Source organism: Pseudomonas sp. PDM10 (genome assembly GCF_014852295.1).
Taxonomy (GTDB): Bacteria; Pseudomonadota; Gammaproteobacteria; order Pseudomonadales; family Pseudomonadaceae; genus Aquipseudomonas.
On sequence record NZ_JACVBJ010000001.1, the window covers coordinates 267,637 to 292,302 of the forward strand.

Annotated in this window: 21 protein-coding genes; 5 read left to right on the plus strand and 16 right to left on the minus strand. The window is 59.0% G+C overall.

The window, feature by feature from the left end; translation table 11 throughout:
- Positions 1 to 6: 6 nt before the first annotated feature.
- The 5 genes from IB252_RS01250 to IB252_RS01270 all read right to left on the minus strand — a co-directional run bounded on the left by IB252_RS01250 (position 7) and on the right by IB252_RS01270 (position 4,819).
- A complete protein-coding gene (locus tag IB252_RS01250) occupies positions 7 to 696 on the minus strand; it encodes a DUF4197 domain-containing protein (protein WP_111451026.1) in 690 nt (229 codons plus the stop codon).
- A gap of 27 nt (positions 697 to 723) precedes the next feature.
- Positions 724 to 1,122 (minus strand): YbaY family lipoprotein, encoded by a 399-nt coding sequence (locus IB252_RS01255; RefSeq protein ID WP_192406352.1) that lies wholly within the window; start codon positions 1,120 to 1,122, stop codon positions 724 to 726.
- Between the two features lie 105 nt (positions 1,123 to 1,227).
- Positions 1,228 to 1,830, minus strand: coding sequence for a hypothetical protein (locus tag IB252_RS01260; RefSeq protein ID WP_192406354.1), 603 nt, complete (start codon positions 1,828 to 1,830; stop codon positions 1,228 to 1,230).
- A gap of 114 nt (positions 1,831 to 1,944) precedes the next feature.
- Complete coding sequence (plsB, locus tag IB252_RS01265; RefSeq protein WP_192406361.1) at positions 1,945 to 4,428, minus strand: glycerol-3-phosphate 1-O-acyltransferase PlsB; 2,484 nt, start codon at positions 4,426 to 4,428, stop codon at positions 1,945 to 1,947.
- Between the two features lie 127 nt (positions 4,429 to 4,555).
- Positions 4,556 to 4,819: a hypothetical protein gene (locus tag IB252_RS01270; RefSeq protein ID WP_192406363.1), complete on the minus strand. Its 264-nt coding sequence runs from the start codon at positions 4,817 to 4,819 to the stop codon at positions 4,556 to 4,558.
- A gap of 40 nt (positions 4,820 to 4,859) precedes the next feature.
- On the opposite strand from IB252_RS01270, the gene IB252_RS01275 reads away from it, so the two are divergent.
- Together IB252_RS01275 and IB252_RS01280 are read left to right on the plus strand one after the other, a co-directional pair.
- Positions 4,860 to 5,069, plus strand: coding sequence for a cold-shock protein (locus IB252_RS01275; RefSeq protein ID WP_008146705.1), 210 nt, complete (start codon positions 4,860 to 4,862; stop codon positions 5,067 to 5,069).
- A gap of 417 nt (positions 5,070 to 5,486) precedes the next feature.
- A complete protein-coding gene (locus tag IB252_RS01280; protein WP_192406365.1) occupies positions 5,487 to 7,400 on the plus strand; it encodes a hypothetical protein in 1,914 nt (637 codons plus the stop codon).
- Between the two features lie 55 nt (positions 7,401 to 7,455).
- Here IB252_RS01280 and IB252_RS01285 read toward each other — a convergent pair whose 3' ends face one another.
- From IB252_RS01285 to IB252_RS01300, 4 genes are all read right to left on the minus strand, one after another.
- Positions 7,456 to 7,833 (minus strand): hypothetical protein, encoded by a 378-nt coding sequence (locus IB252_RS01285; protein ID WP_074879738.1) that lies wholly within the window; start codon positions 7,831 to 7,833, stop codon positions 7,456 to 7,458.
- Positions 7,834 to 7,916: 83 nt separating this feature from the next.
- Positions 7,917 to 8,726: a putative RNA methyltransferase gene (locus tag IB252_RS01290; RefSeq protein WP_192406367.1), complete on the minus strand. Its 810-nt coding sequence runs from the start codon at positions 8,724 to 8,726 to the stop codon at positions 7,917 to 7,919.
- On the minus strand, positions 8,726 to 9,877 hold the full coding sequence (gene dapE / locus IB252_RS01295) for a succinyl-diaminopimelate desuccinylase (protein WP_111451022.1): 1,152 nt from the start codon (positions 9,875 to 9,877) through the stop codon (positions 8,726 to 8,728). The genes IB252_RS01290 and dapE overlap by 1 nt, the downstream gene beginning before the upstream one ends.
- A 223-nt stretch (positions 9,878 to 10,100) precedes the next feature.
- Positions 10,101 to 12,692, minus strand: coding sequence for a glycosyltransferase (locus IB252_RS01300; RefSeq protein WP_192406369.1), 2,592 nt, complete (start codon positions 12,690 to 12,692; stop codon positions 10,101 to 10,103).
- Positions 12,693 to 12,980: 288 nt separating this feature from the next.
- On the opposite strand from IB252_RS01300, the gene tcdA reads away from it, so the two are divergent.
- Positions 12,981 to 13,790, plus strand: a complete 810-nt coding sequence (gene tcdA / locus IB252_RS01305) for a tRNA cyclic N6-threonylcarbamoyladenosine(37) synthase TcdA (protein ID WP_409212682.1) — start codon at positions 12,981 to 12,983, stop codon at positions 13,788 to 13,790.
- Between the two features lie 120 nt (positions 13,791 to 13,910).
- Here tcdA and IB252_RS01310 read toward each other — a convergent pair whose 3' ends face one another.
- The 7 genes from IB252_RS01310 to map form a co-directional block, all read right to left on the minus strand.
- Complete coding sequence (locus IB252_RS01310; RefSeq protein ID WP_192406370.1) at positions 13,911 to 14,315, minus strand: SufE family protein; 405 nt, start codon at positions 14,313 to 14,315, stop codon at positions 13,911 to 13,913.
- The gene (locus IB252_RS01315) at positions 14,312 to 15,517 is read right to left on the minus strand and encodes an aminotransferase class V-fold PLP-dependent enzyme (protein WP_192406371.1); all 1,206 of its coding nucleotides are present in this window, start codon (positions 15,515 to 15,517) and stop codon (positions 14,312 to 14,314) included. The genes IB252_RS01310 and IB252_RS01315 overlap by 4 nt, the downstream gene beginning before the upstream one ends.
- Before the next feature lie 143 nt (positions 15,518 to 15,660).
- Complete coding sequence (gene dapD, locus IB252_RS01320; protein WP_111451018.1) at positions 15,661 to 16,695, minus strand: 2,3,4,5-tetrahydropyridine-2,6-dicarboxylate N-succinyltransferase; 1,035 nt, start codon at positions 16,693 to 16,695, stop codon at positions 15,661 to 15,663.
- A gap of 33 nt (positions 16,696 to 16,728) precedes the next feature.
- Positions 16,729 to 17,091, minus strand: a complete 363-nt coding sequence (locus IB252_RS01325; protein ID WP_223528221.1) for an ArsC family reductase — start codon at positions 17,089 to 17,091, stop codon at positions 16,729 to 16,731.
- Between the two features lie 344 nt (positions 17,092 to 17,435).
- Positions 17,436 to 18,635 (minus strand): succinyldiaminopimelate transaminase, encoded by a 1,200-nt coding sequence (dapC, locus tag IB252_RS01330; RefSeq protein ID WP_192406372.1) that lies wholly within the window; start codon positions 18,633 to 18,635, stop codon positions 17,436 to 17,438.
- 175 nt (positions 18,636 to 18,810) lie between these two features.
- Complete coding sequence (locus tag IB252_RS01335) at positions 18,811 to 21,513, minus strand: [protein-PII] uridylyltransferase (RefSeq protein ID WP_192406374.1); 2,703 nt, start codon at positions 21,511 to 21,513, stop codon at positions 18,811 to 18,813.
- A gap of 45 nt (positions 21,514 to 21,558) precedes the next feature.
- Positions 21,559 to 22,341 carry a type I methionyl aminopeptidase gene (map, locus tag IB252_RS01340; RefSeq protein WP_008146676.1) on the minus strand — a complete coding sequence of 261 codons (783 nt, stop codon included), beginning with the start codon at positions 22,339 to 22,341 and terminating at the stop codon, positions 21,559 to 21,561.
- 373 nt (positions 22,342 to 22,714) lie between these two features.
- Between map and rpsB the strand changes: the two genes are divergently transcribed.
- The gene (rpsB, locus tag IB252_RS01345) at positions 22,715 to 23,452 is read left to right on the plus strand and encodes a 30S ribosomal protein S2 (RefSeq protein ID WP_003219330.1); all 738 of its coding nucleotides are present in this window, start codon (positions 22,715 to 22,717) and stop codon (positions 23,450 to 23,452) included.
- Between the two features lie 192 nt (positions 23,453 to 23,644).
- The gene (tsf, locus tag IB252_RS01350) at positions 23,645 to 24,508 is read left to right on the plus strand and encodes a translation elongation factor Ts (RefSeq protein WP_111451014.1); all 864 of its coding nucleotides are present in this window, start codon (positions 23,645 to 23,647) and stop codon (positions 24,506 to 24,508) included.
- The last annotated feature ends 158 nt before the right edge of the window (positions 24,509 to 24,666 follow it).

Sequence of the window (24,666 nt, forward strand, 5' to 3'; positions counted from 1 at the left end):
AGAATGTCAGAGGGTACCAAACACCTTCTTCGCCAAACTGGTGGCTGCCGCCGCAGGATTCTGGCGAATGGTTTCTTCCTGTTTACCAATCATTTCGAACAACCCGTTCAACGCCTGCTCGGTCACGTAGCTTTCGATATTGGCGCTCTTCGCATCCACCACACCCATCGTCGCGGCTTGCCCGGCGAACGAGTTGTACTGTTTGGCCAGGCCGACCTGGTCGGTGGCTTGCTTGACGATTGGCAGGAACTTGACGCGGATCTGTTCGCGGCTGGTTTTGCTCAGGTACTGAGTGGCCGAGTCCTTGCCGCCGCTGAGAATACCCTTGGCGTCCTCCACGCTCATCTTCTTCACCGCGTCCACCAGGATCGGCTGGGCTTGCGTCACGGCGGTTTCAGCCGCTTTGTTCATGCTGGTTTCCAGCTGGTCGACCTGGTCGCCCATGCCGAACTGCTTCATCTTGCTGGCGACTTTGCCCAGTTTGCCCGGCAATTCGATTTTCATGTCCGGGTTGTTGCTGAAGCCGCCCGGCGTGCCCAGTTGTTTCACAGCCAGTTGCGCACTTTGAGTCAGGGCATCCTTGAGGCCGCCGGTGGCGTCATTTTGCGACAGGTCGTTGAGCGACAGCGCTAAAGCGTTGGCAGAGATCATCAAGCCTGCGCACAGGCTGGCGAAGCGAAGGGTAGGGCGGAACATGGCGGCTTCCTTGTTCAAAATAGAGAATTAGCGGGCGGCGTCGACGCGGATTTTCAGTGGCTGCGGATCGCTGCCATCCAGCTGCACGGCGTGATGTTCGGTGGTGATAAACATCAGTTCGCCATTCACTTCTATCCGTGCGCTGACCGAATAACGATGGCCCGGTTTGACCTGCGCTGGATCGTAACTCAGATGAAAGGGTAGCGGCACCTGGCCTTTGACCGGGCCTTTCTGTTCGTCGAGGATCACGGCGGGTGCGTCGGCGAGGGACACGTCCTGCAGGCTGACGCTCAATGTGGCGCTCGGCGGGAGGGCGATGCGTTGCAGGTAGAAAACTTCGCCATTGAGGCTGGTTTTAGCGGTGGGTTGTATTGATTGGCATGCAGCGAGTAAAGCCGTAAGCCCTAGAAGCGAGAGTTTTTTCATGAGTTGAATCCCTGTCGTTGGCGCCCGAAGTAGACGAACGCCAACAGCAATTTAACGGATTTTTCCGGTGGTTTCTCCCTATGAATCTTTTGATGGGCGCTTTTTTCAGGTTCTACCAAAGGGTTTCAATACAACGGATCCTGGATACACCGTAATTGCATTGTGGTATTCATTTTCAGTGGCTGCCAGCGTATAGCGTTTACCAGGTACGACAGTGTCCGGATCGTATTCCAGGTAAAACGCCTCCGCCATTTTTTCGCTGATATGTATTTGCGTCAGTTGTGCAGCCGTATCGTCGTGCTCGTGGGCGACAACGGTTACAGCGTGTTCAGGTTGTACCGCCCGAGGCTCCTGTGCCTGGAGATAGAGGCGGCCGATGGGGCTAAGGTGTAGGGTTTGCCGGTGCGGTGCACGGTGGACGATCACGAAGTAGTCCAGGTCAATCAGCAGTGGAACGCCGTTGTGGGTCATGCTGACGGTGACCAGGTATTTAACGCTGACATCGGAATAGTTGTGTGCAAAGTAAAAATTCCAGCGCCCACTGTGCAGTACGGGTTCACGGGATTGCGCCACTTTGATGGGGGTGGAAGTATTTGCGGTATGAACGCTTATATAAGTTTCGCCTTCGCCACCGCTGGGCGGAAGATAGTCTTCAGGCAAACTAAAGGTGAGGGTGACGTATGGGGTGGTGTTTTCTAATGGGTTCATCGCGATATCCGTATCGGGATTAGTTGTAGAGGGCCTCTATTAATTCATAACTGGGTGATTATAAGAACATCCTTGTTCTTATAATCATTGTCAGAAAGTTACCGCTAATCGCAACTAAACTTGATCCGCTGCATCTTCACTGCGATGCAACGCGACCTGACGGATCGACAAGCGAATCTCCGCCGGCAACACTCGCTTGGCCGCACCTTCGGCCAGTTCGCCGAGCAGTTCGTGATAGCTCAGCTTGCCGGCCTCGTCGCGCTTGAGCACGTCGAGGTCGAGCAGGGTCAGGATGAAGTGGCGGAACAGGCTCTTGTCGAAAAACTCCGGGGCGTTGAGGCCATGGAGGATCGACAGGCGTTGGGCCATGACCGTGCACAAGTCTTCCAGCTCTTCGGCGCTGATGCTGTTCTGACCGCTATTGAGCAGCAGCGAGACCGTCATGTAGAAGCGTTGCAGGGTCTGGGCGATGCTCTTCGACAGCAGGGTCAGCAGCACGAAATGCCGCGAGCTCGGCGCCGGGCGCAGGTAGACGTCGTTCTCGAAACGCAGCAGACCTTGCTCGACGAAGGCTTCGAGCCATTGATCGATCACCGCATCCAGTTCGTCCAGCGACCAGCGAATGAACAGCTCCGATTGCAGGTACGGATACAGCGCGCGGGTGTAGCGCAGGATCTGTTCGCGACTCATGCGCGAGGCGCTCTGGAAGAAACTCGCCAGCAACGCCGGTAAGGCGAAGATGTGCAAAACGTTGTTGCGGTAGTAGGTCATCAGGACGGCGTTCTGCTCGTCCAGATACAGAATCTTTCCGAGCGCGTCGCTCTGCTCGGACAGCAGGTCCATGTCCTTTACATGCTCGATCAATGCACGGCCGTCACCTTCCGGCAGGGTCGTGTGCGGCGAGTACGGGACCTTGCGCAACAGCGCCAGGTACAGATCGAGCACCCGTGCCATGGCGCGATCGTCCAGCGCGAGACGGCTGGTGGACAGCAGCGCCAGCGCCACGAGATTGACCGGGTTGATCGCCGCGGCTTCGTTCAGGTGCTGCGCGACTTTCTCGCCGAGGCGGTTGGTGGTTTCGTTGAGCCAGGCCGGTTTGAACTGCGGACCGAGTTCCTGTTGACGCCAGTCCGGCTGCTCGCTGTCGAGGAATTCCGCCAGTTTGATCGGCTCGCCGAAGTTCACCGCCACCTGGCCGAAACGCTGCTTGAGGGCGCCGATGACTTTGAAGATGTCGAAAATCGATTCTTTCTTCTTGGTCGCCCCACGCAGTTCGCCAAGGTAGGTCCGGCCTTCCAGCACACGCTCATAGCCGATGTAGACCGGGATGAAAACGATTGGCATCCGCGACGAACGCAGGAAGCTGCGCAGGGTGATTGCGAGCATCCCGGTTTTCGGTTGCAGCATGCGCCCGGTGCGCGAACGGCCACCCTCGACGAAGTACTCCACCGGGAAGCCTTTAGTGAACAGGGTGTGCAGGTACTCGTTGAACACCGAGGTGTAGAGCGGGTTGCCCTTGAAGGTGCGGCGCATGAAGAACGCACCGCCGCGTCGCAGCAGGCCGCCGATTCCCGGCATGTTGAGGTTGATCCCGGCGGCGATGTGCGGCGGGGTCAGGCCATTGCGGAACAGCAGATAGGACAGCAGCAGGTAGTCGATGTGGCTACGGTGGCAGGGTACGTAAATCACTTCGTAACCCGGTGCGACCTTTTGCACGCCTTCGATGTTGTTGACCTTGATACCGTCGTAGATCTTGTTCCAGAACCAGCTCAACACCACTTCCATGAAGCGGATTGCGGTGTAGGTGTAGTCGGAGGCGATCTCGTTGCCATAGCGCAGGGCCTGGGCCTTGGCTTTCTCCGGGGAGATGTTTTCACGCTCGGCTTCGTCGAGGATCGCTTGCTTGACCAAGGGCTGATTGAGCAGGCCTTTGACCAGGTTGCGACGGTGGGAAATGTCCGGGCCGATCACCGCCGCTTTCAGGTTGCGGAAGTGCACCCGCAGAATTCGCTGGGCCATGCGCACGGTGCGCTCGTGGCCCTTGTTGTGGTCGATCAGCTCGCGTAGATGGATCGGCGCGGAGAACTGAACGCGGGTTTTGCGCCCCAGCACAATGATGCTCAGCAACCGACGCAGGCGTCCGGTGACCGCCCAACTGTCGGCGAAGAGCAGTTTCCATGGGCTCGACTCGCTGTCCGGCGACTGGCCCCAGAACACGCTGACCGGAATGATCTGCGCGTCTTCGGCGGCGTTCTGGCTCAGGGCACTGACCAGGCGGGTCAGGGTCGGCGGCGCGCCGCGTTTGTCCTGGCGGCCGAGCCAATCGGGTTCTGGCGTCAGGTAAAAGAACGCGGCGGGTTCCTCAAGCGTACCTACCGAGACCGGCAACACCGGGCGCGGCAGGCCGGCCTTGCTGCATTCGGTATCGACCACGGCCAGGTCGGTCAGCGAAGGGTTTTGCAGGACGTAGAACACCGGGCGGCTGCGGTCGAGGTTGAGGGTGAACGACGACTGATTGATCGTCTCCGAGCGAACCCAGAGGTACAACAGTCGACGCAGGGTGCCAAACACAAGACGGCGGAACGGGGAGCGGGTCATACGGCATCTGCGTGAGTGAATAAAACCGAGCAAATGCTCGGGCGGTCGTAGGGGGCGTTCTCAATGAGTTTTCACGCCGTGCCGGGTCTGCTGTTGTGCAGGGCAAGGCGCGAGAAGCGTGGTTTGGTCATTCCAAATAAGCTTCGAGCAACGCCGCCCTGCACAACAGCAGGCCCGGCCCTTCGGGTTGTGCCTTAAAGCGGGCCAAGCTGCGTTGCAGGCCTTGGAAAGGGAACAACCATTCCCAGCGGCCTGCGCCTTGCCTGGCCCGCTTTAAGGCGACAACGCGGCGTGAAAACTCATTGAGAACGCCCCCTAGTGTGCCGTATTCGCCGAAAATCGGCAAAAAAGCGGCTAAGTAAAGTGAGTTGAGAGTTTTGGCGGCTGTCATATACTCGGCCGTTCAAAATAAAAACAAGGGGGGTACTGACATGGCTACGCGCGAAACCGGCAATGTGAAGTGGTTCAACGACGCCAAAGGTTATGGCTTCATTCAGCGCGAGGACGGGGTGGACGTGTTCGTGCACTACCGCGCGATCCGCGGCGAGGGGCACCGCTCGTTGGCTGAAGGCCAGCAGGTGGAATACGGCGTGGTGACTGGCGAGAAGGGTTTGCAGGCTGAGGATGTGGTGGGCCTCTAAACCCGATCTTCAGATAACCAAAAACTACTGTGGGAGCGAGCCTGCTCGCGATAGCTGACTGACATTCAACATCAATGTTGACTGAAAGGACGCTATCGCGAGCAGGCTCGCTCCCACAATGGATCTCCCTGTGGCCCTGCCATTTTGGCGTTCAACAGGTACAGCGTTCAGGTTTTAAGCCGTTTTCCAGGTGATTTCTTCTTCACCATCCGCGCTGATGCGCATCCAGCGATCCGCTGTCTCCTTACCTTTCTCCTCAACCCACGCCGCGTAATTTTCTCACCCTTACGTGGATGCTGGATGTTCAACCACCTGTCATATCTGACAGTAGACTGCTTTTTTCCACCAGCCTAACCTCGGCGAACATCATCTCTGAGCTCGCATTGGCGGGCGCAGAAACAGTCGGGAGTGATCGATATGTGGAGAATCATTGGCTTTTTGCTGGTGCTGACTGTGGCCGGGTGCAATTCGCAAGGCATCCCATCCGACCATGAACTGCCGACTTCCGACCTGGCAAAGTCTTCGGTCATGACAATACCGGTGCAGGGCGGTAGCGAGGTATTTACTACCCAGCAAGCCACAGTGTTCAAGGTGGTTGAAGCACCGGCGGGCGAGCTGAACGCCAACACCTTGGGCGCTAACGCCACCGTGCAGGTGAGTTACCCGACACTGGCGGCCCGCGATACCGTCGGTGTGCGTCTGACGGGTGTGACGTTGCGTGATGCACCGATTCAGACCGTCTCTACGGTCGGCGTACTGACGTTCAACTTGCCCAAGGCGTGGATTACCGAGAACCTCAATCGCACGGTGACCTTGACCTATACCTACAAGGTGGGCGGCGTCGGCAATCTGATCACCTCGTCACCCTTGAGCATCCGTGTAACAGGCGCTCAGGGCCAAGCGGTGTTCAAGGTCGTCGAAGCGCCAGCGGGCGAGCTTAATGCCAACACCTTGGGCGCCAATGCCACCGTGCAGGTGAGTTACCCGACACTGGCGGCCCGCGATACCGTCGGTGTGCGCCTGACGGGTGTGGCGTTGCGTGATGCACCGATTCAGACCGTCTCTACGGTCGGCGTACTGACGTTCAACTTGCCCAAGGCGTGGATTACCGAGAACCTCAATCGCACGGTGACCTTGACCTATACCTACAAGGTGGGCGGCGCGGGCAATCTGATCACCTCATCCCCCTTGAGCATCCGTGTGATTGGCGCTCAGGGCCAAGCGGTGTTCAAGGTCGTGGAAGCGTCGGCCGGTCAGTTGAATGCCGACACCTTGGGCGCTAACGCCACCGTGCAGGTGAGTTACCCGACACTGGCGACCCGCGATACCGTCGGTGTGCGCCTGACGGGTGTGGCGTTGCGTGATGCACCGATTCAGACCGTCTCTACGGTCGGCGTACTGACGTTCAACTTGCCTAAAGCGTGGATCACCGAGAACCTCAACCGCAGTGTCAACCTCACCTACACCTACAAGGTGAGCGGCGCGGGCAGTCTGATTACATCTTCGCCGTTGGAAATCAGGATCGTTGGTTCAACAACTCCGCCCGATGGACAGCGTGTGGCGAATGAGCTTAATGCGCAGTATTCCAACACCAGCAATACCTGTCCGGGTAATAAAGCTGCATATGAATGCAGCGGCGTGCTGATTCGTACGGTGGATGATTCGACGGCGTTTCGTGCCTGGAATCCAAGCCCTGGGGCTGTCGCGCTGGGTGGGGTCTCGTTCAGCTACATGAAGATCGGCATCGGTATGAATCAGCTGCAGGGCAGTCGTACCCAAGGCTTCGTGCTCGAACCGGGTCAATACTTTACGGCCAACGGGGGCTATCCCCTTCAGGTGCTGTGTTCATATCCTTATGATGGCGGCACTTTGATTCGCAGCGCTGCCGGCTGCGGTGCGGCGTCCAATTTTCCAAGCAACAGTGGCCCGTGTGCTGCACAGGGCATCAATACACTGGCGACCTGGCGTGCACACTTTCAGCAGTATCCGGCAAACAGCACAAACCGTTATCACCATCAATGCAGTTTCGGTCCGGATCAGGCGTCATTCGCACTCAGCCTGACCTCGCGAGAAAATCCTGCGGCAGAGCTTGCCGCTTGGCGACAGAACGAGGTGATGATCAAAACCTGGCCTCAGAACACCTCCAACTTGCCGATCAAGGCTTTTATCTACTTCAATACCGCGAGCCGAGCGGTGGGCGTCGAAGGGGCGAAAAACATCCAGAGGGACTTCCTCAAAATGACAGGCAGGCGAATTCCTGTGATTCGGGTCACGCCGAATGTCACGACGGGCGATATCTTCAGCTACTTTGGCGCAGACCAAGGAATTTAAAAGGGTGGTGCCCGATGCCATGTTCGTTCATCAACGAGCATGGCGTTTGAGGGGGTCAGGCAGTTTTCCAGGTGATCTCTTCTTCACCATCCGCGCTGATGCGCATCCAGCGATCGGCGGTCTCCTCACCTTCTTCCTCGACCCAGCTACCCGGTGCGCAACGCACTTCGACATTCAGTGCGGCAAACGCTGCGCGGGCGCAGGCGATGTCGTCTTCCCACGGGGTCTGGTCGCTGTCCAGGAACAGGCTGTTCCATTTGCCCACGGCTTTCGGCAGCCAGGTGACCGACACGTTGCCGGCCTTGCACTTGTAGGTCTGGCCTTTCTGGACCCAGTCGGTGCATGGGCCCAAAGCAGTGCCGAGCCAGGCCGCGACGGCCTTGTAGTCGACGTCGGCGTCTTTCAGGTAAATCTCGATATCGGGTTGGCGCATGGATGTCCTCACTGCGGGTCTGAAAAATCCATTCGCGGATTTAGCCGGCCTAAGGCAAATGCCGAAGACCAAAAAATTAAGAATTATAGAAGTACGAAGTAATCGTAGCGCATTGAAACAGTGACCTCGAACGGCTCGACCTGTTCGATCACCGCCGCCCGGCGTTCGGCACTGGCGCGCCAGCCGTGGGGGGTCATGGCCAACAGGTTTGCACGGTCCTGACCCTTTTCCAGCGTCAGTTTGAATTCCAGGGTTTCACTGTGTTGCAGCGCCATGCCTTCCGGCACCAAAGCCAGATGCTTGTCGTCGGTGTATTCACGGACTTCGTCGTACAAACGCTCGCGCAATTCCATCAGATGGCCGCTGGTCGGCCCGACTTTCATCAAACCGCCGCCGGGGCTGAGCAGGCGTTTGGCTTCCTCCCAATCCAGTGGGCTGAAGACGCTGGCGAGAAACTGACAGCTGCCGGAGGCCAACGGCACCCGCGCCATGCTGGCGATCAACCAGGTCAGCTGCGGGTTGCGTTTGCAGGCGCGTTTAACGGCTTCCCGGGAGATGTCCAGCGCGTAACCGTCGGCGTTCGGCAATGCCTCGGCGATTTGCGCGGTGTAGTAACCCTCGCCACAACCGATGTCCAGCCAGCGCTGCGGGGCGTACTGAGCGGCCAGTTCTGCCAGACGCTTGGCCACCGGCGCGTAATGGCCGGCGTTCAAGAAATCGCGGCGGGCTTCGACCATCGCCAGGTTATCCCCAGGGTCGCGGCTGTTCTTGTGCTGCACCGGCAACAGGTTCAGGTAACCCTGACGCGCACGGTCGAAACGATGCCCGGCGGGGCAGGCCACGCCGTTGTCCACTGCGTTCAGCGGTTCACTGCAGATCGGGCAGGCGAGCATCAGGCGAGCAACTTGATCAGGGTCTGGTAGTAGATTTCGGTCAGCACATCGAGGTCGGCAGCCAGTACACGCTCGTTGACCTGGTGGATCGTTGCGTTGACCGGGCCCAGTTCAACCACCTGAGTACCCATGGTCGCGATGAAGCGCCCGTCGGAGGTGCCGCCGCTGGTGGACGCTTTGGTTTCACGACCGGTGATGTCCTTGATGCTCGACGCAACGGCATCCAGCAATGCACCCGGTTCGGTGAGGAACGGCAGGCCGGACAGCGCCCAGTCGATGTGCCAGTCCAGGCCATGCTTGTCGAGGATGTCAGCGACGCGCTTTTGCAGGCCTTCCACGGTGGATTCGGTGGAGAAGCGGAAGTTGAACACCGCCACCAGATCACCCGGAATCACGTTGGTCGCGCCAGTGCCGGAGTTCACGTTGGAGATCTGGAAGCTGGTCGGCGGGAAGAAATCGTTGCCGTGGTCCCAGTGCTCGGCGGCCAGTTCGGCCAGTGCCGGGGCGGCGAGGTGGATCGGGTTTTTCGCCAGGTGCGGATACGCCACGTGGCCTTGCACGCCGCGCACGGTCAGTTTGGCACCGAGGGAGCCGCGACGGCCGTTCTTGACCACATCGCCCACCAGGGTAGTGCTCGACGGTTCGCCGACGATGCACCAGTCCAGACGCTCCTTACGGGCGGCAAGGCGTTCGATCACAGCTTTGGTGCCGTGGTGCGCCGGGCCTTCTTCGTCGCTGGTGATCAGGAACGCGACCTTGCCCTTGTGATCCGGGTAGTCGGCGACGAAACGCTCGGCCGCCACGGTCATGGAGGCGAGGCTGCCTTTCATGTCTGCCGCGCCACGGCCGCAGAGCATGCCGTGTTCATCGATCACCGCGTTGAACGGATCGATCTGCCAGGCGGTCACCGGGCCGGTCGGCACCACGTCGGTGTGGCCGGCGAAGCACAGTACCGGACCGTCGTGTTTACCGTGGGTCGCCCAGAAGTTATCCACATCTTCGATGCGCATTGGCTCGAGCGCAAAACCGGCATCGCCCAGGCGCTGCATCATCTGCTTCTGGCAATCGGCGTCGACCGGCGTCACGGACGGACGGCGGATCAGGTCGATGGCGAGTTGAAGGGTCGGCGAAAGGTCGGCGTGGGCCGTCATGGGAAACTCCGAAAACATGAAATATGGGCGCGGACTAACTAAATGTGGGAGCCAGCCTGCTGGCGATGGCGGTGTGGCAGTCAACATAAACTGTGATTGTTACATTGCCATCGCGAGCAGGCTCGCTCCCACAGGGATGGATTCACGCCAAGCCCTGCAAAATGGCGGTTATCTTAAAGCAAAACGGCGGCCATTGGCCGCCGTTTAGTGCATCTGGAACGATTTAGACCGCCGGAGCCGTCTCGCCCTCGACCGCCGGTTTCGGCAGGGAAGACAAGAACGCCATGATCAGCGCCGCCAGGTACGGCAGCGACTGCACGAGCAACATGGTCACCCAGAAGCGCATGTCGTTGCTCGGCATGCCGTTCACCACGAAAATCCCCAGCGCCGCGCTCCACAACAGCAGCATGATGAACATTTCTTCGCGAGCTTCCGAAATCGCCACCCAGAAGCCGTGGTTATCGGCGTTTTTCGGGGTGCGGAAGAACGGAATGCTGCTGGTGAAGAAACCGTACAGCACCGCTTTGGCGATGGTGTGCGACAACGCCAACCCTGCCAGTGCCGCGCAGAATGCATCCTTCAGGTTGACCCCGACCGCACGGCGGTAGAGGAAGATGATCTTGCCAACCTTGAACACGAACAGCGCCAATGGCGGGATCGCGAAAATCAACAACGGTGGATCGACCCGTTGCGGCACGATGATCATCGCCGCCGACCACAACAGGGCGCCCACGGTGAAGAAGATGTTCATGCCATCCGCCACCCACGGCAACCAGCCCGCGAGGAAGTGGTAACGCTGGCCACGGGTCAGCTCGGTGTCCTTGCCGCGCAGCAAACTGGCGGTGTGACGCTTGATGATCTGAATCGCACCGTAAGCCCAGCGGAAACGCTGTTTCTTGAAGTCGATAAAGGTATCGGGCATCAGGCCTTTGCCATAGCTGGTGTGGTAATACGCCGCTGACAAGCCTTTCTCGAACACGCGCAGACCCAACTCGGCGTCTTCACAAATGCACCAGTCAGCCCAGCCCAGTTCCTCGAGCACCGAGCGTCGGGTCATGGTCATGGTGCCGTGCTGGATGATCGCGTCACGGTCGTTACGGGTAACCATGCCGATGTGGAAGAAGCCTTTGTATTCCGCGTAGCAGAGCTTCTTGAAGGTGCTTTCGTTCTGGTCGCGGTAATCCTGTGGCGACTGCACCACGGCGATTTTCGGATCGGCGAAGTGCGGCACCATGTGCTTGAGCCAGTTCGGGTCGACGCAGTAGTCCGAGTCGATCACCGCAATGACTTCGGCATCCTTGGCGGTGTGCGGAATCAGGTAATTCAGCGCGCCACCCTTGAAGCCGGCCAATGGCGCGACGTGGAAGAACTTGAAGCGCGGGCCGAGGGTTTCGCAATAATCGCGCACCGGTTCCCAGACCGCCGGGTCCTTGGTGTTGTTGTCGATGATCAGGACTTCGAAGTCCGGATAGTCGAGGTTGGCCAGGGCGTTGAGGGTCTGTTTGACCATCTCCGGTGGCTCGTTGTAGCAAGGTACGTGAATCGAGACTTTCGGTCGGTAGTCCGAATCGCCCACCACCGGCAGGAATTCACGCCGGCGTTTGTGGGTCCAGACCGCTTCCGCCAGCTCATGCGCCTCGGTCAGCAGCACGATAAACACCCCGAGTGCGCCGAGTGCAAGCAAGAAACCCACCGTCAGGCTGAACCAGGTGCTGTATTGCTGGCTGTAGTCGTAACCGATCCATACCAGCACCGAACCGCAGAGGAACGCGATGAAGGTCAGGAAGGTGCGGCCGCGTTGACGCAAGGCCGAGCCGTCGATCATCAGCAGGGTCAGGGACAGCAGAGCCAACACCACCGAACCGATGGCCAGCACGCGCCATTGCGGGATCGCGACGACCGGGCCTTCAAAGTTGAATTTCTGCTGGCGCGCGGCGTTGAAAACGCCCCAGTAAGCGCCCACGGAACCTTCGTCACTGGCCTTCCACGGTTGGTCAAAGGCTTCGATCACGAAGTAGTTGAAGCCCTGGCGATTGAGCTTGTTGACCAAGGTCCGCAGATAAATCGCCTGGTCTGCCGGCGACGCGTCGGCGCCACCGCGCATACGGCCGTTGCTCGGCCAGCCGACTTCCGACAGCAGCAGCGGTTTTTTCGGGAACATCTTTTTCAGGTCACGGGCGCGGTCGAGTACGAACTGCCCGGACTGTTCCATCGGAACATGTTCCCAGTACGGCAGGATGTGGGCGGCGATCAGGTCGACGTGCTTGGCCAGGCTCGGGTTTTCTTCCCAGACGTGCCATTGCTCGGAGGTCGTCACCGGTACTTTCACTGCCGCGCGGACGCGATCAAGGATCACGCTCAGTTCGGCGGCGGTAATTTCCTTACGGAAGATCGCCTCGTTACCCACTACCACGCGAACCACGCTGCGGGAGGTATTGGCCAGGTCGATGGCGCGCAGGATTTCACGCTCGTTGCGCTCAAGGTCCGGGCTGATCCAGATACCCAGCGTTACGCGCAGACCGAATTCTTCGGCGAGCCTGGGAATATCACCCAGGCTGCCATCGACCGAGTAAGTACGGATGTTGTCCGTCAGCTTGCTCATGATCTCCAGATCGCGACGCATTTCATCGTCGGTCGGGTATTGCTCTTTTTGTGGGTACTGCCCTTGCTGGAACGGCGAGTACGAAAAGCCGGAGATCTGCTCAGGCCAGTTGGGGGCGGTGACCGGGCGATTGATCAGCGCCCAGAAGCCGGTAAACAAGGCTGCGATGGCGAGCACCACGACCAGGTTGAGTCCAAATTTACGCGATGACATAGCTATTTCAGGTTCCAGGGGCTGCTGAACGAAGGAACGGTCGGCGGCCGATTGCCAAGAGGCTGGGGGCGCGCATCCTACACCGGGCGTTCACTGACCGTACAGCGGACAGGGAAATGCCGGACGTTGGGCACTCCAACTCGGTTTAAGTTCTTTCGTTGGACCTTGTAGGTTAAATCTTGGTTCTGTGTAGGCTGATTAAAGAGGTCAAGACGCCCGTTCATAGCCCAAAGATGCTCTTGGCCGCTGACGGCCCTATAATGCGCGCCGGTTTTTGGGGTAATGGTCATGAGTACAGAAGATCCGCGGTTTGCAGGCATCGCCCGTTTGTATGGCATCGACGGCCTGGAGCGTTTGCGCGCGGCCCACGTGGCGATCGTCGGCGTCGGTGGCGTCGGTTCCTGGGCGGCGGAAGCCGTCGCCCGTTGTGGCGTGGGCGAGATTTCGCTGTTTGACCTGGACGACGTCTGCGTCAGCAACGCCAACCGTCAGTTGCACGCGCTGGACAGCACCGTCGGCAAACCCAAGGTTGACGTGATGGCCGAGCGCCTGCGCGGGATCAACCCGGACTGCACCGTGCACGCGGTGGCGGACTTCGTCACCCGCGAGACCATGGCCGAATACATCACGCCGAACATCGACTGCGTCATTGATTGCATCGACAGCGTGAATGCCAAGGCGGCGCTGATTGCCTGGTGCAAGCGCCGCAAGATCCAGATCATCACCACCGGCGGTGCGGGCGGGCAGATTGATCCGACATTGATTCAGGTGTGCGATTTGAACCGGACCTTCAATGATCCGTTAGCGTCGAAAGTGCGCTCGACCTTGCGCCGGGACTACAACTTCTCACGCACCGTGACCCGCCATTACAGCGTGCCGTGTGTGTTTTCCACCGAGCAACTGCGCTACCCGAAACCGGATGGCAGCATTTGCTTGCAGAAGAGTTTTGTCGGTGATGGTGTAAAGCTCGACTGCGCCGGAGGGTTTGGTGCGGTGATGATGGTGACGGCGACGTTTGGCATGGTCGCGGCGACCAAGGCTGTGGATAAGATTGTGGCGGGTGTGCGTCGTCCCGCGGATCGCATCAAACCGGCCTAACCTGATCGTTCCCACGCTCTGCGTGGGAATGCAGCCCGGGACGCTCCGCGTCCCTTTCTGGATCTGGATCTGGAACGCGGAGCGTCCCTTGAGGCATTCCCACGCAGAGCGTGGGAACGATCAGTTACTGAGCTCTTTCATTCGCTGTAACACGGCATTGAGGCCATTACTGCGTGATGGGGATAACTGTCTGCTCAGTCCAAGCTGATTAAACCAATCCGGCAAATCCACCTGCTGCAACTCAACCGCTGACAATCCATTAACCCGCGCCAGCAACAACGCCACCAACCCGCGAATCAATCGTGCATCGCTGCTCGCGGCAAACTGCCAGTGACCGTCATCCAGCGCACCCACCAACCACACCTGGCTTTCACAGCCGTGCACCCGGTTGGCTTCGACTTTATCGACATCGCTCAAAGCAGGCAGACGGTCGCCCCATTGCATCAACAGCCGCGCCCGTTGTTCCCAACCGGCAGCATTCTGAAAAACCTCCAGCGCCGCAACCGCATCGGCAGGCAAGTTCATCGCAACAACTCCAGCGCCTGATCCAGCGCTTCAAAGAACCGTTCCAAATCTTCGGAATCGTTGTACAGCGCCAACGACACCCGAATCGCCCCGGCCAATTCAAAGCTTTTCAGCAACGGCATGGCGCAGTGATGACCGGCGCGCACCGCGATCCCTTGTTCCGTCAGTAAGTGCGCCAAATCAGAGTTATGCACACCCTCGACGACAAAACTGGCCAGCGCCAGTTGCGGCTTACCCAGCAACCGAATGCCGTTGCGTGCTTCAAGGCCTTTGAGCAAATAGTCATGCAGCGCTGCTTCATGGGCGCAAACCGCGTCCTGATCGAGCCCCGCAAGATAATCCAGCGTCGCCCCCAGACCAATCACACCGGCAATCGGCGGCGTACCCGCCTCAAAACCCAGTGGCGCCGGGCGGAACCGTGCGCTGTGATAATCCGCATCCAGCACCATTTCGCCGCCGAATTGCCAGTGGCGCAGTTGCTCAAGCGCTTCATTGCGACCGAACAGCACGCCCAGTCCATCGGGGCCGTAGAGCTTGTGGCTGGAAAACACATAGAAGTCGCAACCCAGCCCCTGCACGTCGTGCCGGCCATGCACCACGCCTTGGGCACCATCGACCACGGTCAGCGCGTCATGCGCCTTGGCCATCGACAAGAGGGCGGGCAACGGCTGCCAGGCGCCGAGCACGTTGGACAGCTGACTGACCGCCAGCAAGCGGGTTCGCGGACCGATCAACTGCGTGGCAGCATCAAGGTCGATCAAGCCGTCGGCGTCCAGCGGCAGGATCACCAGCTTCAGATCGCGACGGTGGGCCAGTTGCTGCCATGGCAACAGGTTGGCGTGATGCTCCAGGGCGCTGATGACAACTTCATCGCCCGGATTGAAAAGATGTTCCAGGCCATAAGCCAGGAGGTTCAGCGCAGATGTTGCGCCGTGGGTAAAGATGATCTGCCCGCAATCGCCGGCATTGAGCCAGTGGGCGACTTTGCTGCGGCTGGCCTCGAACGCCTGGGTGGCGTGGGCGCCGGGCAGGTGTTGCGCCCGATGCACATTAGCCGCGCCGTTGGCGTAGTAATGCGCCAGGGCATCCAGCAGGGCTTGAGGTTTTTGCGTGGTGGCGGCGTTGTCCAGATACGTCTGGTCTTGCCGTTGCAATGCGGCGATGGCCGGAAAATCGGCGCGCCAGGGAGAGGCAATCATCATGCTATCGAGCCCTGTTAAACATGGGCGGGTGTACGCCTGAACCTGTAGGAGCAAAGCTTGCTCGCGATGCTTTTGGCGGCCTCGAGGGCCTCATCGCGAGCAAGCTTCGCTCCTACAGGTCAGGTGATCGTTTGACGCTCTGCTCAGTTGTGAGCGTGCAGCGCTTCGTTCAGTTCGATGGCCGATTTGTGGGTTTTGCATTCCACGGCACCGGTCTCCGAATTGCGACGGAACAGCAGGTCAGGTTGACCGGCCAGTTCACGGGCCTTCACGACTTTGACCAGTTTGTTGTTTTCGTCCAGCAGTGCCACTTTGGTACCCGCGGTCACGTACAGGCCCGACTCAACGGTGTTGCGATCGCCCAATGGAATGCCGATACCGGCGTTCGCGCCAATCAGGCAGCCTTCGCCAACCTTGATCACGATGTTGCCGCCGCCCGACAGGGTGCCCATGGTCGAGCAACCGCCGCCCAGGTCCGAACCCTTGCCGACGAATACGCCAGCGGAAACGCGGCCTTCGATCATGCCCGGGCCTTCGGTGCCAGCGTTGAAGTTGACGAAACCTTCGTGCATCACGGTGGTACCTTCGCCGACGTAGGCGCCCAGACGAATACGTGCCGCGTCAGCGATACGCACGCCGGCCGGAACCACGTAGTCGGTCATTTTCGGGAACTTGTCCACCGAGAACACTTCCAGCAGCTCGCCACGCAGACGGGCTTCCAGTTGATGCTCGGCCAGTTCGGCCAGGTCGATTGCGCCCTGGCTGGTCCATGCCACGTTCGGCAGCAACGGGAATACACCTGCCAGGTTCAGGCCGTGCGGCTTGACCAGGCGATGGGACAGCAGGTGCAGCTTGAGGTAGGCCTCAGGGGTGGAGGTCAACTGAGCGTCTTCGGCCAGAATGGTCGCGACCAGCGGCTTGTGGCTCTCGGCCAGACGGGTCAGCAAGGCAGCCTGGGCAGCGTCGACGCTTTTCAGGGCCTCAGCCAGTTGCGAGGCCTGAGCGGTAGTGAACGTGATGGCCTGATTGCCTTCGGTGTAGCCCAGAACGGGTGCGATGGTAGCGACGAGTTCGGCCGAAGGGTTGAGCAGCGGCTGAGCGTAAAACACTTCCAGCCATGCGCCTTGACGGTTTTGAGTGCCGACACCAAAGGCCAGGCTGAACAGGGTAGTGGACATGTTGATACCTCTAACAAAATGGAACGGGCTGCCTTACTTGAGCGCTGCCGCGTAGATATCTGGCTTGAAGCCAATCAGGGTTCGGTCACCGAGATCAAGCACCGGGCGCTTGATCATCGAGGGTTGTGCGAGCATCAGTTCGATGGCTTTCGGCTGGTCGAGATCGGTTTTGCGTTCGTCGTCGAGCTTGCGAAAGGTCGTGCCTGCACGGTTCAACACCACTTGCCAACCGTGCTCGTCGCACCATTGGGTCAGGTGTTCACGGTCGATTCCGACCGCTTTGTAATCATGGAAGTCATAACTGACAGCGTGTTCATCGAGCCAGGTGCGCGCCTTTTTCATGGTGTCGCAGGCTTTGATGCCGAAAAGGTGCAACGTTTTGCTTGAAACGGTCAAGGAATTGCCCCCTTTGCAGGTGCTGGAAATTAAAGGTGACGGATTATGCCATGACCGGACGGTTTCGCGTCGGTCGTGGTCGGGTTTGTCTGTGGGTCATGGCGATCAGCTATTGCGTGCGACATTGGAGCAACGGCCCGCCCGCAGTCTAAGCGGCTAATGTGGCATTCAATGCTGTCGATTGTCTGGGAACCGCACTTTATGCAAATCGCCTGCATGGCCTTGCCGCAGTTGCTGCGCGGCATCGTCGGGGCCGTCTATAGACGCGGTCTTGAGGTGCGTCCGTTTGCCCACAGCCAATATAAGAGTGCCCGCACTGCGTTGCACAGTGCGGGCAGGGATATTTACTTGTTGCGGATAATAAATTCGCGAATTCTCTTGGCCGCTTCTACACATTCGGCCAGCGGCGCGACCAGTGCCAATCGCACGCGTCCGGCTCCCGGATTGAAGCCATCAACTTCGCGAGACAGATAAGATCCGGGCACCACGGTCACGTGTTCTTCAACGAACAGATCACGGCAGAACGCCTCATCATCGCCTTCAACATTCGGCCACAAATAGAAACCGCCGTCCGGACGCTGCACATCCATCACCGGGCTGAGGATTTCCAGCACCGCATCGTACTTCTCGCGATACAGCGCACGGTTGGCGCGCACGTGTACTTCGTCATCCCATGCAGCAACGCTGGCCAGTTGGGTCTGAACCGGCATCGCGCAGCCGTGGTAGGTGCGGTACAGCAGGAAGCCCTTGAGGATGTCGGCGTCACCGGCAACAAAACCGGAGCGCAGACCTGGCAGGTTGGAACGCTTGGACAGGCTGTGGAACACCACGCAGCGCTTGAAGTCCTTGCGGCCCAGTTCCACGCAGGCGCTGAGCAGGCCGGCCGGCGGGGTTTGTTCGTCGAAGTACAGTTCGCTGTAGCACTCGTCGGCGGCGATCACGAAGTCGTATTCGTCGGCGAGGGCGATCAGTTTTTTCAGGGTTTCAACCGGGATCAATGCGCCGGTCGGGTTGCCTGGCGAGCACAGGAACAGGATCTGGCAGCGTTTCCAGATGTCTGGGGAAACCGCGTCGAAATCCGGGTTGAAGCCGTTTTCGTCCAGGCACGGCAGGTAATGCGGCTTGGCCCCGGCGAGGAACGCGGCGCCTTCGTAGATTTGATAGAACGGGTTAGGGCTGACCACCAGGGCATCGTCGCCACGATTGACCACGGTCTGGGTGAACGCGAACAGCGCTTCACGAGTGCCGTTGACCGGCAGCACATTGCGCGCCGGGTCGAGCCAGCCGTGCGGAACGCTGAAACGACGTTCGCACCACGCGGCGATGGCTTCACGCAGGGCCGGAATGCCGAGGGTGGTCGGGTACACGGCCATCTTATCCAGATTGCTTGCCAGGGCTTCGGCGACAAAGCTTGGCGAACGGTGTTTCGGCTCACCAATGGACAGCGCAATGGCGCGCTTGTCCGGGTTTGGCGTGACGCTGCCGAGCAGGGCGCGGAGCTTCTCGAACGGGTAGGGCTGCAACTGGTTCAGAGCGTTGTTCATGGGGGCCTCATCTAATGTGGGGGCGAGCCCGTGTGGCGAGGGGATTTATCCCCGTTCGGCTGCGAAGCAGTCGTAAACCTGCTTTAACTTTGAAATGCCGGGGCCGCTCCGCAGCCCAGCGGGGATAAATCCCCTCACCACATGGTTCGCTCCCACAGGGGGAAAATTTGTTAATTCAGAAGCTGATGCGCGACAGTTTGATTTCTGATTCCTGGTTGACGGTCAGCTGTTCGACGATTGCATCCTGCAAGCGGCTGCACAGCAATGGGTCGGACAACGGCTGGTTGTTCGCGTCGGTGATGAAGAACACGTCTTCCACGCGCTCGCCCAAGGTGGCGATCTTGGCGTTCTGCAGCGACAAGTCGAACTCCAGGAAGATCGTGCCGATGCGTGCCAGCAGGCCCGGGCGGTCGGGGGCGCTGAGTTCCAGCACCGTTACCGGACGCTGGGCATCGTTGTGGATCGTCACCTGTGGCGCAAACGCGAAATGCTTGAGCTGGCGCGGTACCCGACGCTGAATGATGGTCGGGTAGTCGTCTGGGTTGCGCAGGGCCTCGGTCAGGCCTTCGCGAATCTGTTTGACCCGCGCCGGGTTATCACCGATCGAGTCGCCGTCGGTGTCGAGCACGATGTAGGTGTCGAGGGTGAACTGGCTGCTGGAGGTGATGACCCGAGCGTCGTGAATGTTCAGGTTGAGCTGGTCCATCGCGGCCACGGTCACGGCGAAGAAGTCGTGCTGATCCGGCGCATAGATAAAGATCTGCGTGCCGCCTTCGAACTCGCGCTGGGTGGTTTCCTTGATCAGCACCAACGGCCCGCCGTCGGCCGGCTGCTGGAGGATCGCGTCGCTGTGCCAGGCCACGTCGCCGGCGGTGTGGCGCAGGAAGTAGTCATCACCCAACTGCGCCCACAATTGCTCGACATCGTCAGGATCGGTGCCGCCGCGTACCAGAATGTCCAGCGCTGCGCTCTGGGTCTGGCGAATCTGCTCTTCGCGGTCCACCGGGTTTTCCAGGCCGCGACGCAAGGCACGCTTGGTCTCGGTGTAGAGCTGGCGCAACAGGCTGGCGCGCCAGGAGTTCCACAGCGTCGGGTTGGTGGCGTTGATGTCGGCGACCGTCAGCACGTACAGATAATCGAGGTGGGTTTCGTCGCCGACGATCTGCGCGAAATCGTGGATCACTTGCGGGTCGGACAAGTCCTTGCGCTGGGCGGTGGTCGACATCAGCAAGTGGTTTTGCACCAGCCAGACGATCAGGCGGCTGTCCCACACCGGCAATTGGTGGCGCTGGCAAAAGGCTTCGGCATCCACGGCGCCGATTTCCGAGTGATCACCATGCCGGCCCTTGCCGATGTCGTGGTACAGGCCGGCCAGGTAGATCAGCTCGGGTTTGGGCAGCTTGCCCATGAGCTTGCTGGCCAGCGGGAATTTTTCCGACACCTGGGTGTACTGCAACTTACGCAGATGTTTGATCAGGTTCAGGGTGTGAGCATCGACCGTATAGATGTGAAACAGGTCGTGCTGCATCTGCCCGACGATGAAGCCGAACTCCGGCAAGTAGCGCCCGAGGATGCCGTAACGGTTCATCCGTCGCAGGTTGCGGTGGATGCCGATCTTGCACTTGAACAGCTCGATGAACAGGCTGGTATTGCGGATGTCGTTGCGGAAATCATCGTCGATCAGATGACGGTTTTCTCGCAGCAGACGAATGGTGTCGGCGCGCACGCCTTTGATTTCCGGCTGCTGAGCCATCAGTACGAAGATTTCCAGCATGGCAAACGGTGTGCGGCGGAACACGTTGTCGTTGCGCGCCTCGATGTAACCGTCGTGCAGCTGGAAGCGCGAGTTGATCGGTTGCGGCGGTGCTTCGTCTTCCGGTGCGAGGATCACTTCCTCGAAGTGCTGGATGATCAGGTCGCTGAGCTGGGCAATGCTCATGACCACCCGGTAATACTGCTGCATGAAGTTTTCGATGGCTTGCTTGGCGTCATCGCCTTTGAAACCCAGCAGCCCGGCAATGGTGCGCTGGTGATCAAACAGCAAGCGGTCTTCGGAACGGCCGGCGAGCATGTGCAGGGCGTAACGAACCTTCCACAGGAATTCCTGGGAGGAGGCCAGCAGGGCGTTTTCGCTCTCGACCAGGAAACCTTCACCGGCCAGGGCCCGCAGGTTCAGGGTGCCGTACTCGCGACGGGCCACCCACAGAATCGTCTGAATATCCCGTAGGCCGCCGGGCGAGCCTTTGACGTTGGGTTCCAGGTTGTATTCGGTGTCGTTGTATTTGTGGTGACGGGCCTTCTGCTCGGCGCGTTTGGCCAGGAAGAAGTCCTTGCTCGGCCACATGTGCGCGGTGCTGGTCACGTCCAGCATGCGCTGGCGCAAGCGCTCGGGGCCGCAGATGGTACGGCTTTCCATCAGGTTGGTGACAACCGTCAGGTCGGCGCGGGCCTCTTGGACGCATTCGTCCACGGAGCGAACGCTCTGGCCCACTTCAAGGCCGATGTCCCACAACAGCGTCAGAAAACGCTCGATGGAATCTCGGAAAACTTCGTGATCGGCGCTGTCCAGCAGGATCAGCAAATCGATGTCGGAATAAGGGTGCAACTCACCGCGACCGTAGCCGCCGACCGCGACGAGCGCGATGTCGGCGTCTTCGCTCCAATCGAACTGCTCCCAGGCCTTTTGCAGGATGTTATCGACGAACCAGGCGCGATCCTCGATCAACCGGCGAATGTCGCGGCCACTGCGAAAGCGCTCGTCGAGCACCTCGCGGGCCTGGCGAATCGCTTTCTTGAAGGCCGCGATCGGGCTTGCCTTCAGGGCCAGTTCAGCCTGGAACTGGCCACGGTCGAAGAGTTCGGGATCCACCTGCGGCATCGATTGGCTTTCCTGTCTATAAGGCTGAGGAGCTGCGCGCCCGGATCAGGCCGAAACGCGCGGGATGGTGTCGTCGGCGCGCAGGGTGAAGATCTCGTAACCGGTTTCGGTTACCAGAAGGGTGTGTTCCCACTGTGCCGACAGCTTGCGGTCCTTGGTGATTGCGGTCCAGCCGTCGCCCAATACCTTGGTGTCGGCCTTGCCCTGGTTGATCATCGGCTCGATGGTGAACGTCATGCCGGCTTTCAGCTCCATGCCGGTGCCAGCGCGGCCGTAGTGGAGAATCTGCGGCTCTTCGTGAAATACCTTGCCGATGCCATGACCGCAGAATTCGCGAACCACGGAAAAACCGTTCTTTTCAGCGTGCTTCTGGATCACTTCACCGATGTCGCCCAGGCGGCAGCCGGGTTTGACGATTTCGATGGCCTTGTACATGCATTCCTGGGTGACCTGCGACAGGCGCTCGGCCCAGACCGGCACGGTGCCGACGTGGAACATGCGGCTGGTGTCGCCGTGGTAGCCGTCCTTGATGACGGTGACGTCGATGTTCAGCGTGTCGCCATCTTTCAGCGGCTTCTCGTTCGGGATGCCGTGGCAGACCACATGGTTGATCGAGGTGCAGATCGACTTCGGGAAGCCCTTGTAGTTGAGCGGGGCAGGGATGGCTTTCTGCTCATTGACGATATAGTCGTGGCAGATGCGGTCCAGTTCTTCAGTGGTAATGCCCGGCTTGACATGTTCGGCAATCATTTCCAGCACATCGGCGGCCAGTTTGCCGGCGATGCGCATTTTTGCGATGTCCTCTGGGGTTTTGAGGGTGACGGTCATACAGGCTCTCTCTGCGCTCGATGGCGCCTTCTAAAACGAAATGGGCGTTACGCGATCGATCTTCGCGGCCCTTAAAAACGCGATTCTAACAGACGAGCAGCGCAAATCTGAGCCTCTGTGCATCGCTTCTCCTTATAGAATGGCGCATTCTTGGCGGATTCCAAGGGCTGGAACCAAAGCACGCGCCGGGATTTAACAATCCGGGTTCCGTTTTTTTCTGCCTTGTGATATAAAATGCGCCGCTTTCCGGGGATCCCCTGAAAAGCCTAAATCCACACACGTGTCGACACGATGACCTGGGTGCCTTCAGCTGATGCTGCTGGTTGGTCATTGGGATACGTGGAGGCCAAACCCGACTTATTAAGGAACTATCATGTCCCAAGTCAACATGCGCGATATGCTGAAGGCCGGTGTGCACTTCGGTCACCAGACCCGTTACTGGAACCCGAAAATGGGTAAGTACATTTTCGGCGCGCGTAACAAGATCCACATCATCAACCTTGAAAAAACCCTGCCAATGTTCAACGAAGCTCTGACTTTCGTAGAGCGCCTGGCCCAGGGCAAAAACAAGATTCTGTTCGTCGGCACCAAGCGTTCCGCTGGCAAGATCGTTGCTGAAGAAGCAGCACGTTGCGGTTCGCCGTACGTCGATCACCGCTGGTTGGGCGGCATGCTGACCAACTTCAAAACCATCCGTGCTTCCATCAAGCGTCTGCGTGACCTTGAAGTACAAGCCGAAGACGGTACTTTCGCCAAGCTGACCAAGAAAGAAGCGCTGATGCGCACTCGCGATCTTGAGAAGCTCGATCGTTCCCTGGGTGGTATCAAGGACATGGGCGGTCTGCCAGACGCACTGTTCGTTATCGACGTTGATCACGAGCGCATCGCGATCACCGAAGCCAACAAGCTGGGCATCCCGGTTATCGGCGTAGTCGATACCAACAGCAGCCCGGAAGGCGTTGACTACATCATCCCAGGCAACGATGACGCAATCCGCGCTATCCAGCTGTACATGGGTTCGATGGCTGACGCTGTTATCCGCGGTCGCAACCACGTTGCTGGCGGCACCGAGCAGTTCGTTGAAGAAGCTCCGGTAGCAGCAGCTGAGTAATTGACGCCCAGGCGTTGACTCAGTAAGCAAAAAGGGGGCTTGGCCCCCTTTTTGCCACCTCGAAAACCGTTTGTCGGCAGCGCAGTTACAGCCTTTGTAACCTGCTGCAGCCAGCAAGGGTGGTTCGGGAAGAATTGATCGCCCGTTCGATCGGGTGGAATGGTTGAAAACCTATCCAAGAGGAATTTTGAAATGGCAGAGATTACTGCAGCGTTGGTCAAAGAACTGCGCGAGCGTACTGGCGAAGGCATGATGGACTGCAAAAAGGCCTTGACCAAGGCTGGCGGCGACATCGAAAAAGCCATTGATGACATGCGTGCTTCGGGCGCCATCAAGGCTGCCAAGAAAGCTGGCAACGTTGCCGCTGAAGGCGCGATCGCTCTGAAGGAAGACGGTAAAACCGCCGTTCTGCTGGAAGTGAACTCGCAGACCGACTTCCTGGCTCTGCAGGACGACTTCAAGGCATTTGTTGCTGGCAGCGTTGAAAAAGCGTTCGCTGACAAACTGACTGACGTCGCTCCGCTGATCGAAGCTCAAGAAGCTGATCGCCTGGTTCTGGTCGGCAAGGTTGGCGAAAACGTCAACATCCGTCGCCTGGCTCGCGTTGAAGGTGATGTTGTTGGTGGTTACCTGCACGGCAACAAGATCGGTGTTGCGGTTGTTCTGAAAGGCGGCACCGTTGAGCTGGCCAAGGATATCGCTATGCACGTAGCGGCCACCAACCCTGAATTCCTGCTGCCATCGGAAGTTTCCGCTGAAGCGGTCGAGCGCGAGAAAGGCGTGTTCCTGACCCTCAACGCTGACAAGATCGCTGGCAAGCCAGAAAACATCGTTGAAAACATGGTCAAAGGTCGTATCAGCAAGTTCCTGGCTGAAGCGAGCCTGGTTGAGCAGGCGTTCGTCAAGAACCCTGAAATCAAGGTTGGCGAACTGGCCAAGAAAGCCGGTGCTGAAATCGTTTCTTTCACCTACTTCAAAGTAGGCGAAGGCATCGAGAAGCCGGTCGACAACTTCGCTGAAGAAGTTGCTGCCCAGCTGGCTGCCGCCAAGCAATAAGACGGTTTTTTAACTGTCGCCCTGAAGAGGCTGCCCGCTCACGCGCGCAGCCTCTTTTCAGATGGGGCACCAATTTTTAATTGGTTTCCTTTTGGAACTGGCTTACAAAGCCATGTTCCGATGGCGCTGAAGCAGTGCCAAGTTAGAGTGAACGCCAG

What these genes read in the sequence shown, in the direction of transcription:
- IB252_RS01250 (WP_111451026.1), bottom strand. Translation starts at nt 696, where the DNA reads ATGTTCCGCCCTACCCTTCGCTTCGCCAGCCTGTGCGCAGGCTTGATG.
- IB252_RS01255 (WP_192406352.1), bottom strand. Translation starts at nt 1,122, where the DNA reads ATGAAAAAACTCTCGCTTCTAGGGCTTACGGCTTTACTCGCTGCATGC.
- IB252_RS01260 (WP_192406354.1), bottom strand. Translation starts at nt 1,830, where the DNA reads ATGAACCCATTAGAAAACACCACCCCATACGTCACCCTCACCTTTAGT.
- plsB (WP_192406361.1), bottom strand. Translation starts at nt 4,428, where the DNA reads ATGACCCGCTCCCCGTTCCGCCGTCTTGTGTTTGGCACCCTGCGTCGA.
- IB252_RS01270 (WP_192406363.1), bottom strand. Translation starts at nt 4,819, where the DNA reads ATGACAGCCGCCAAAACTCTCAACTCACTTTACTTAGCCGCTTTTTTG.
- IB252_RS01275 (WP_008146705.1), top strand. Translation starts at nt 4,860, where the DNA reads ATGGCTACGCGCGAAACCGGCAATGTGAAGTGGTTCAACGACGCCAAA.
- IB252_RS01280 (WP_192406365.1), top strand. Translation starts at nt 5,487, where the DNA reads ATGTGGAGAATCATTGGCTTTTTGCTGGTGCTGACTGTGGCCGGGTGC.
- IB252_RS01285 (WP_074879738.1), bottom strand. Translation starts at nt 7,833, where the DNA reads ATGCGCCAACCCGATATCGAGATTTACCTGAAAGACGCCGACGTCGAC.
- IB252_RS01290 (WP_192406367.1), bottom strand. Translation starts at nt 8,726, where the DNA reads ATGCTCGCCTGCCCGATCTGCAGTGAACCGCTGAACGCAGTGGACAAC.
- dapE (WP_111451022.1), bottom strand. Translation starts at nt 9,877, where the DNA reads ATGACGGCCCACGCCGACCTTTCGCCGACCCTTCAACTCGCCATCGAC.
- IB252_RS01300 (WP_192406369.1), bottom strand. Translation starts at nt 12,692, where the DNA reads ATGTCATCGCGTAAATTTGGACTCAACCTGGTCGTGGTGCTCGCCATC.
- tcdA (WP_409212682.1), top strand. Translation starts at nt 12,981, where the DNA reads ATGAGTACAGAAGATCCGCGGTTTGCAGGCATCGCCCGTTTGTATGGC.
- IB252_RS01310 (WP_192406370.1), bottom strand. Translation starts at nt 14,315, where the DNA reads ATGAACTTGCCTGCCGATGCGGTTGCGGCGCTGGAGGTTTTTCAGAAT.
- IB252_RS01315 (WP_192406371.1), bottom strand. Translation starts at nt 15,517, where the DNA reads ATGATGATTGCCTCTCCCTGGCGCGCCGATTTTCCGGCCATCGCCGCA.
- dapD (WP_111451018.1), bottom strand. Translation starts at nt 16,695, where the DNA reads ATGTCCACTACCCTGTTCAGCCTGGCCTTTGGTGTCGGCACTCAAAAC.
- dapC (WP_192406372.1), bottom strand. Translation starts at nt 18,635, where the DNA reads ATGAACAACGCTCTGAACCAGTTGCAGCCCTACCCGTTCGAGAAGCTC.
- IB252_RS01335 (WP_192406374.1), bottom strand. Translation starts at nt 21,513, where the DNA reads ATGCCGCAGGTGGATCCCGAACTCTTCGACCGTGGCCAGTTCCAGGCT.
- map (WP_008146676.1), bottom strand. Translation starts at nt 22,341, where the DNA reads ATGACCGTCACCCTCAAAACCCCAGAGGACATCGCAAAAATGCGCATC.
- rpsB (WP_003219330.1), top strand. Translation starts at nt 22,715, where the DNA reads ATGTCCCAAGTCAACATGCGCGATATGCTGAAGGCCGGTGTGCACTTC.
- tsf (WP_111451014.1), top strand. Translation starts at nt 23,645, where the DNA reads ATGGCAGAGATTACTGCAGCGTTGGTCAAAGAACTGCGCGAGCGTACT.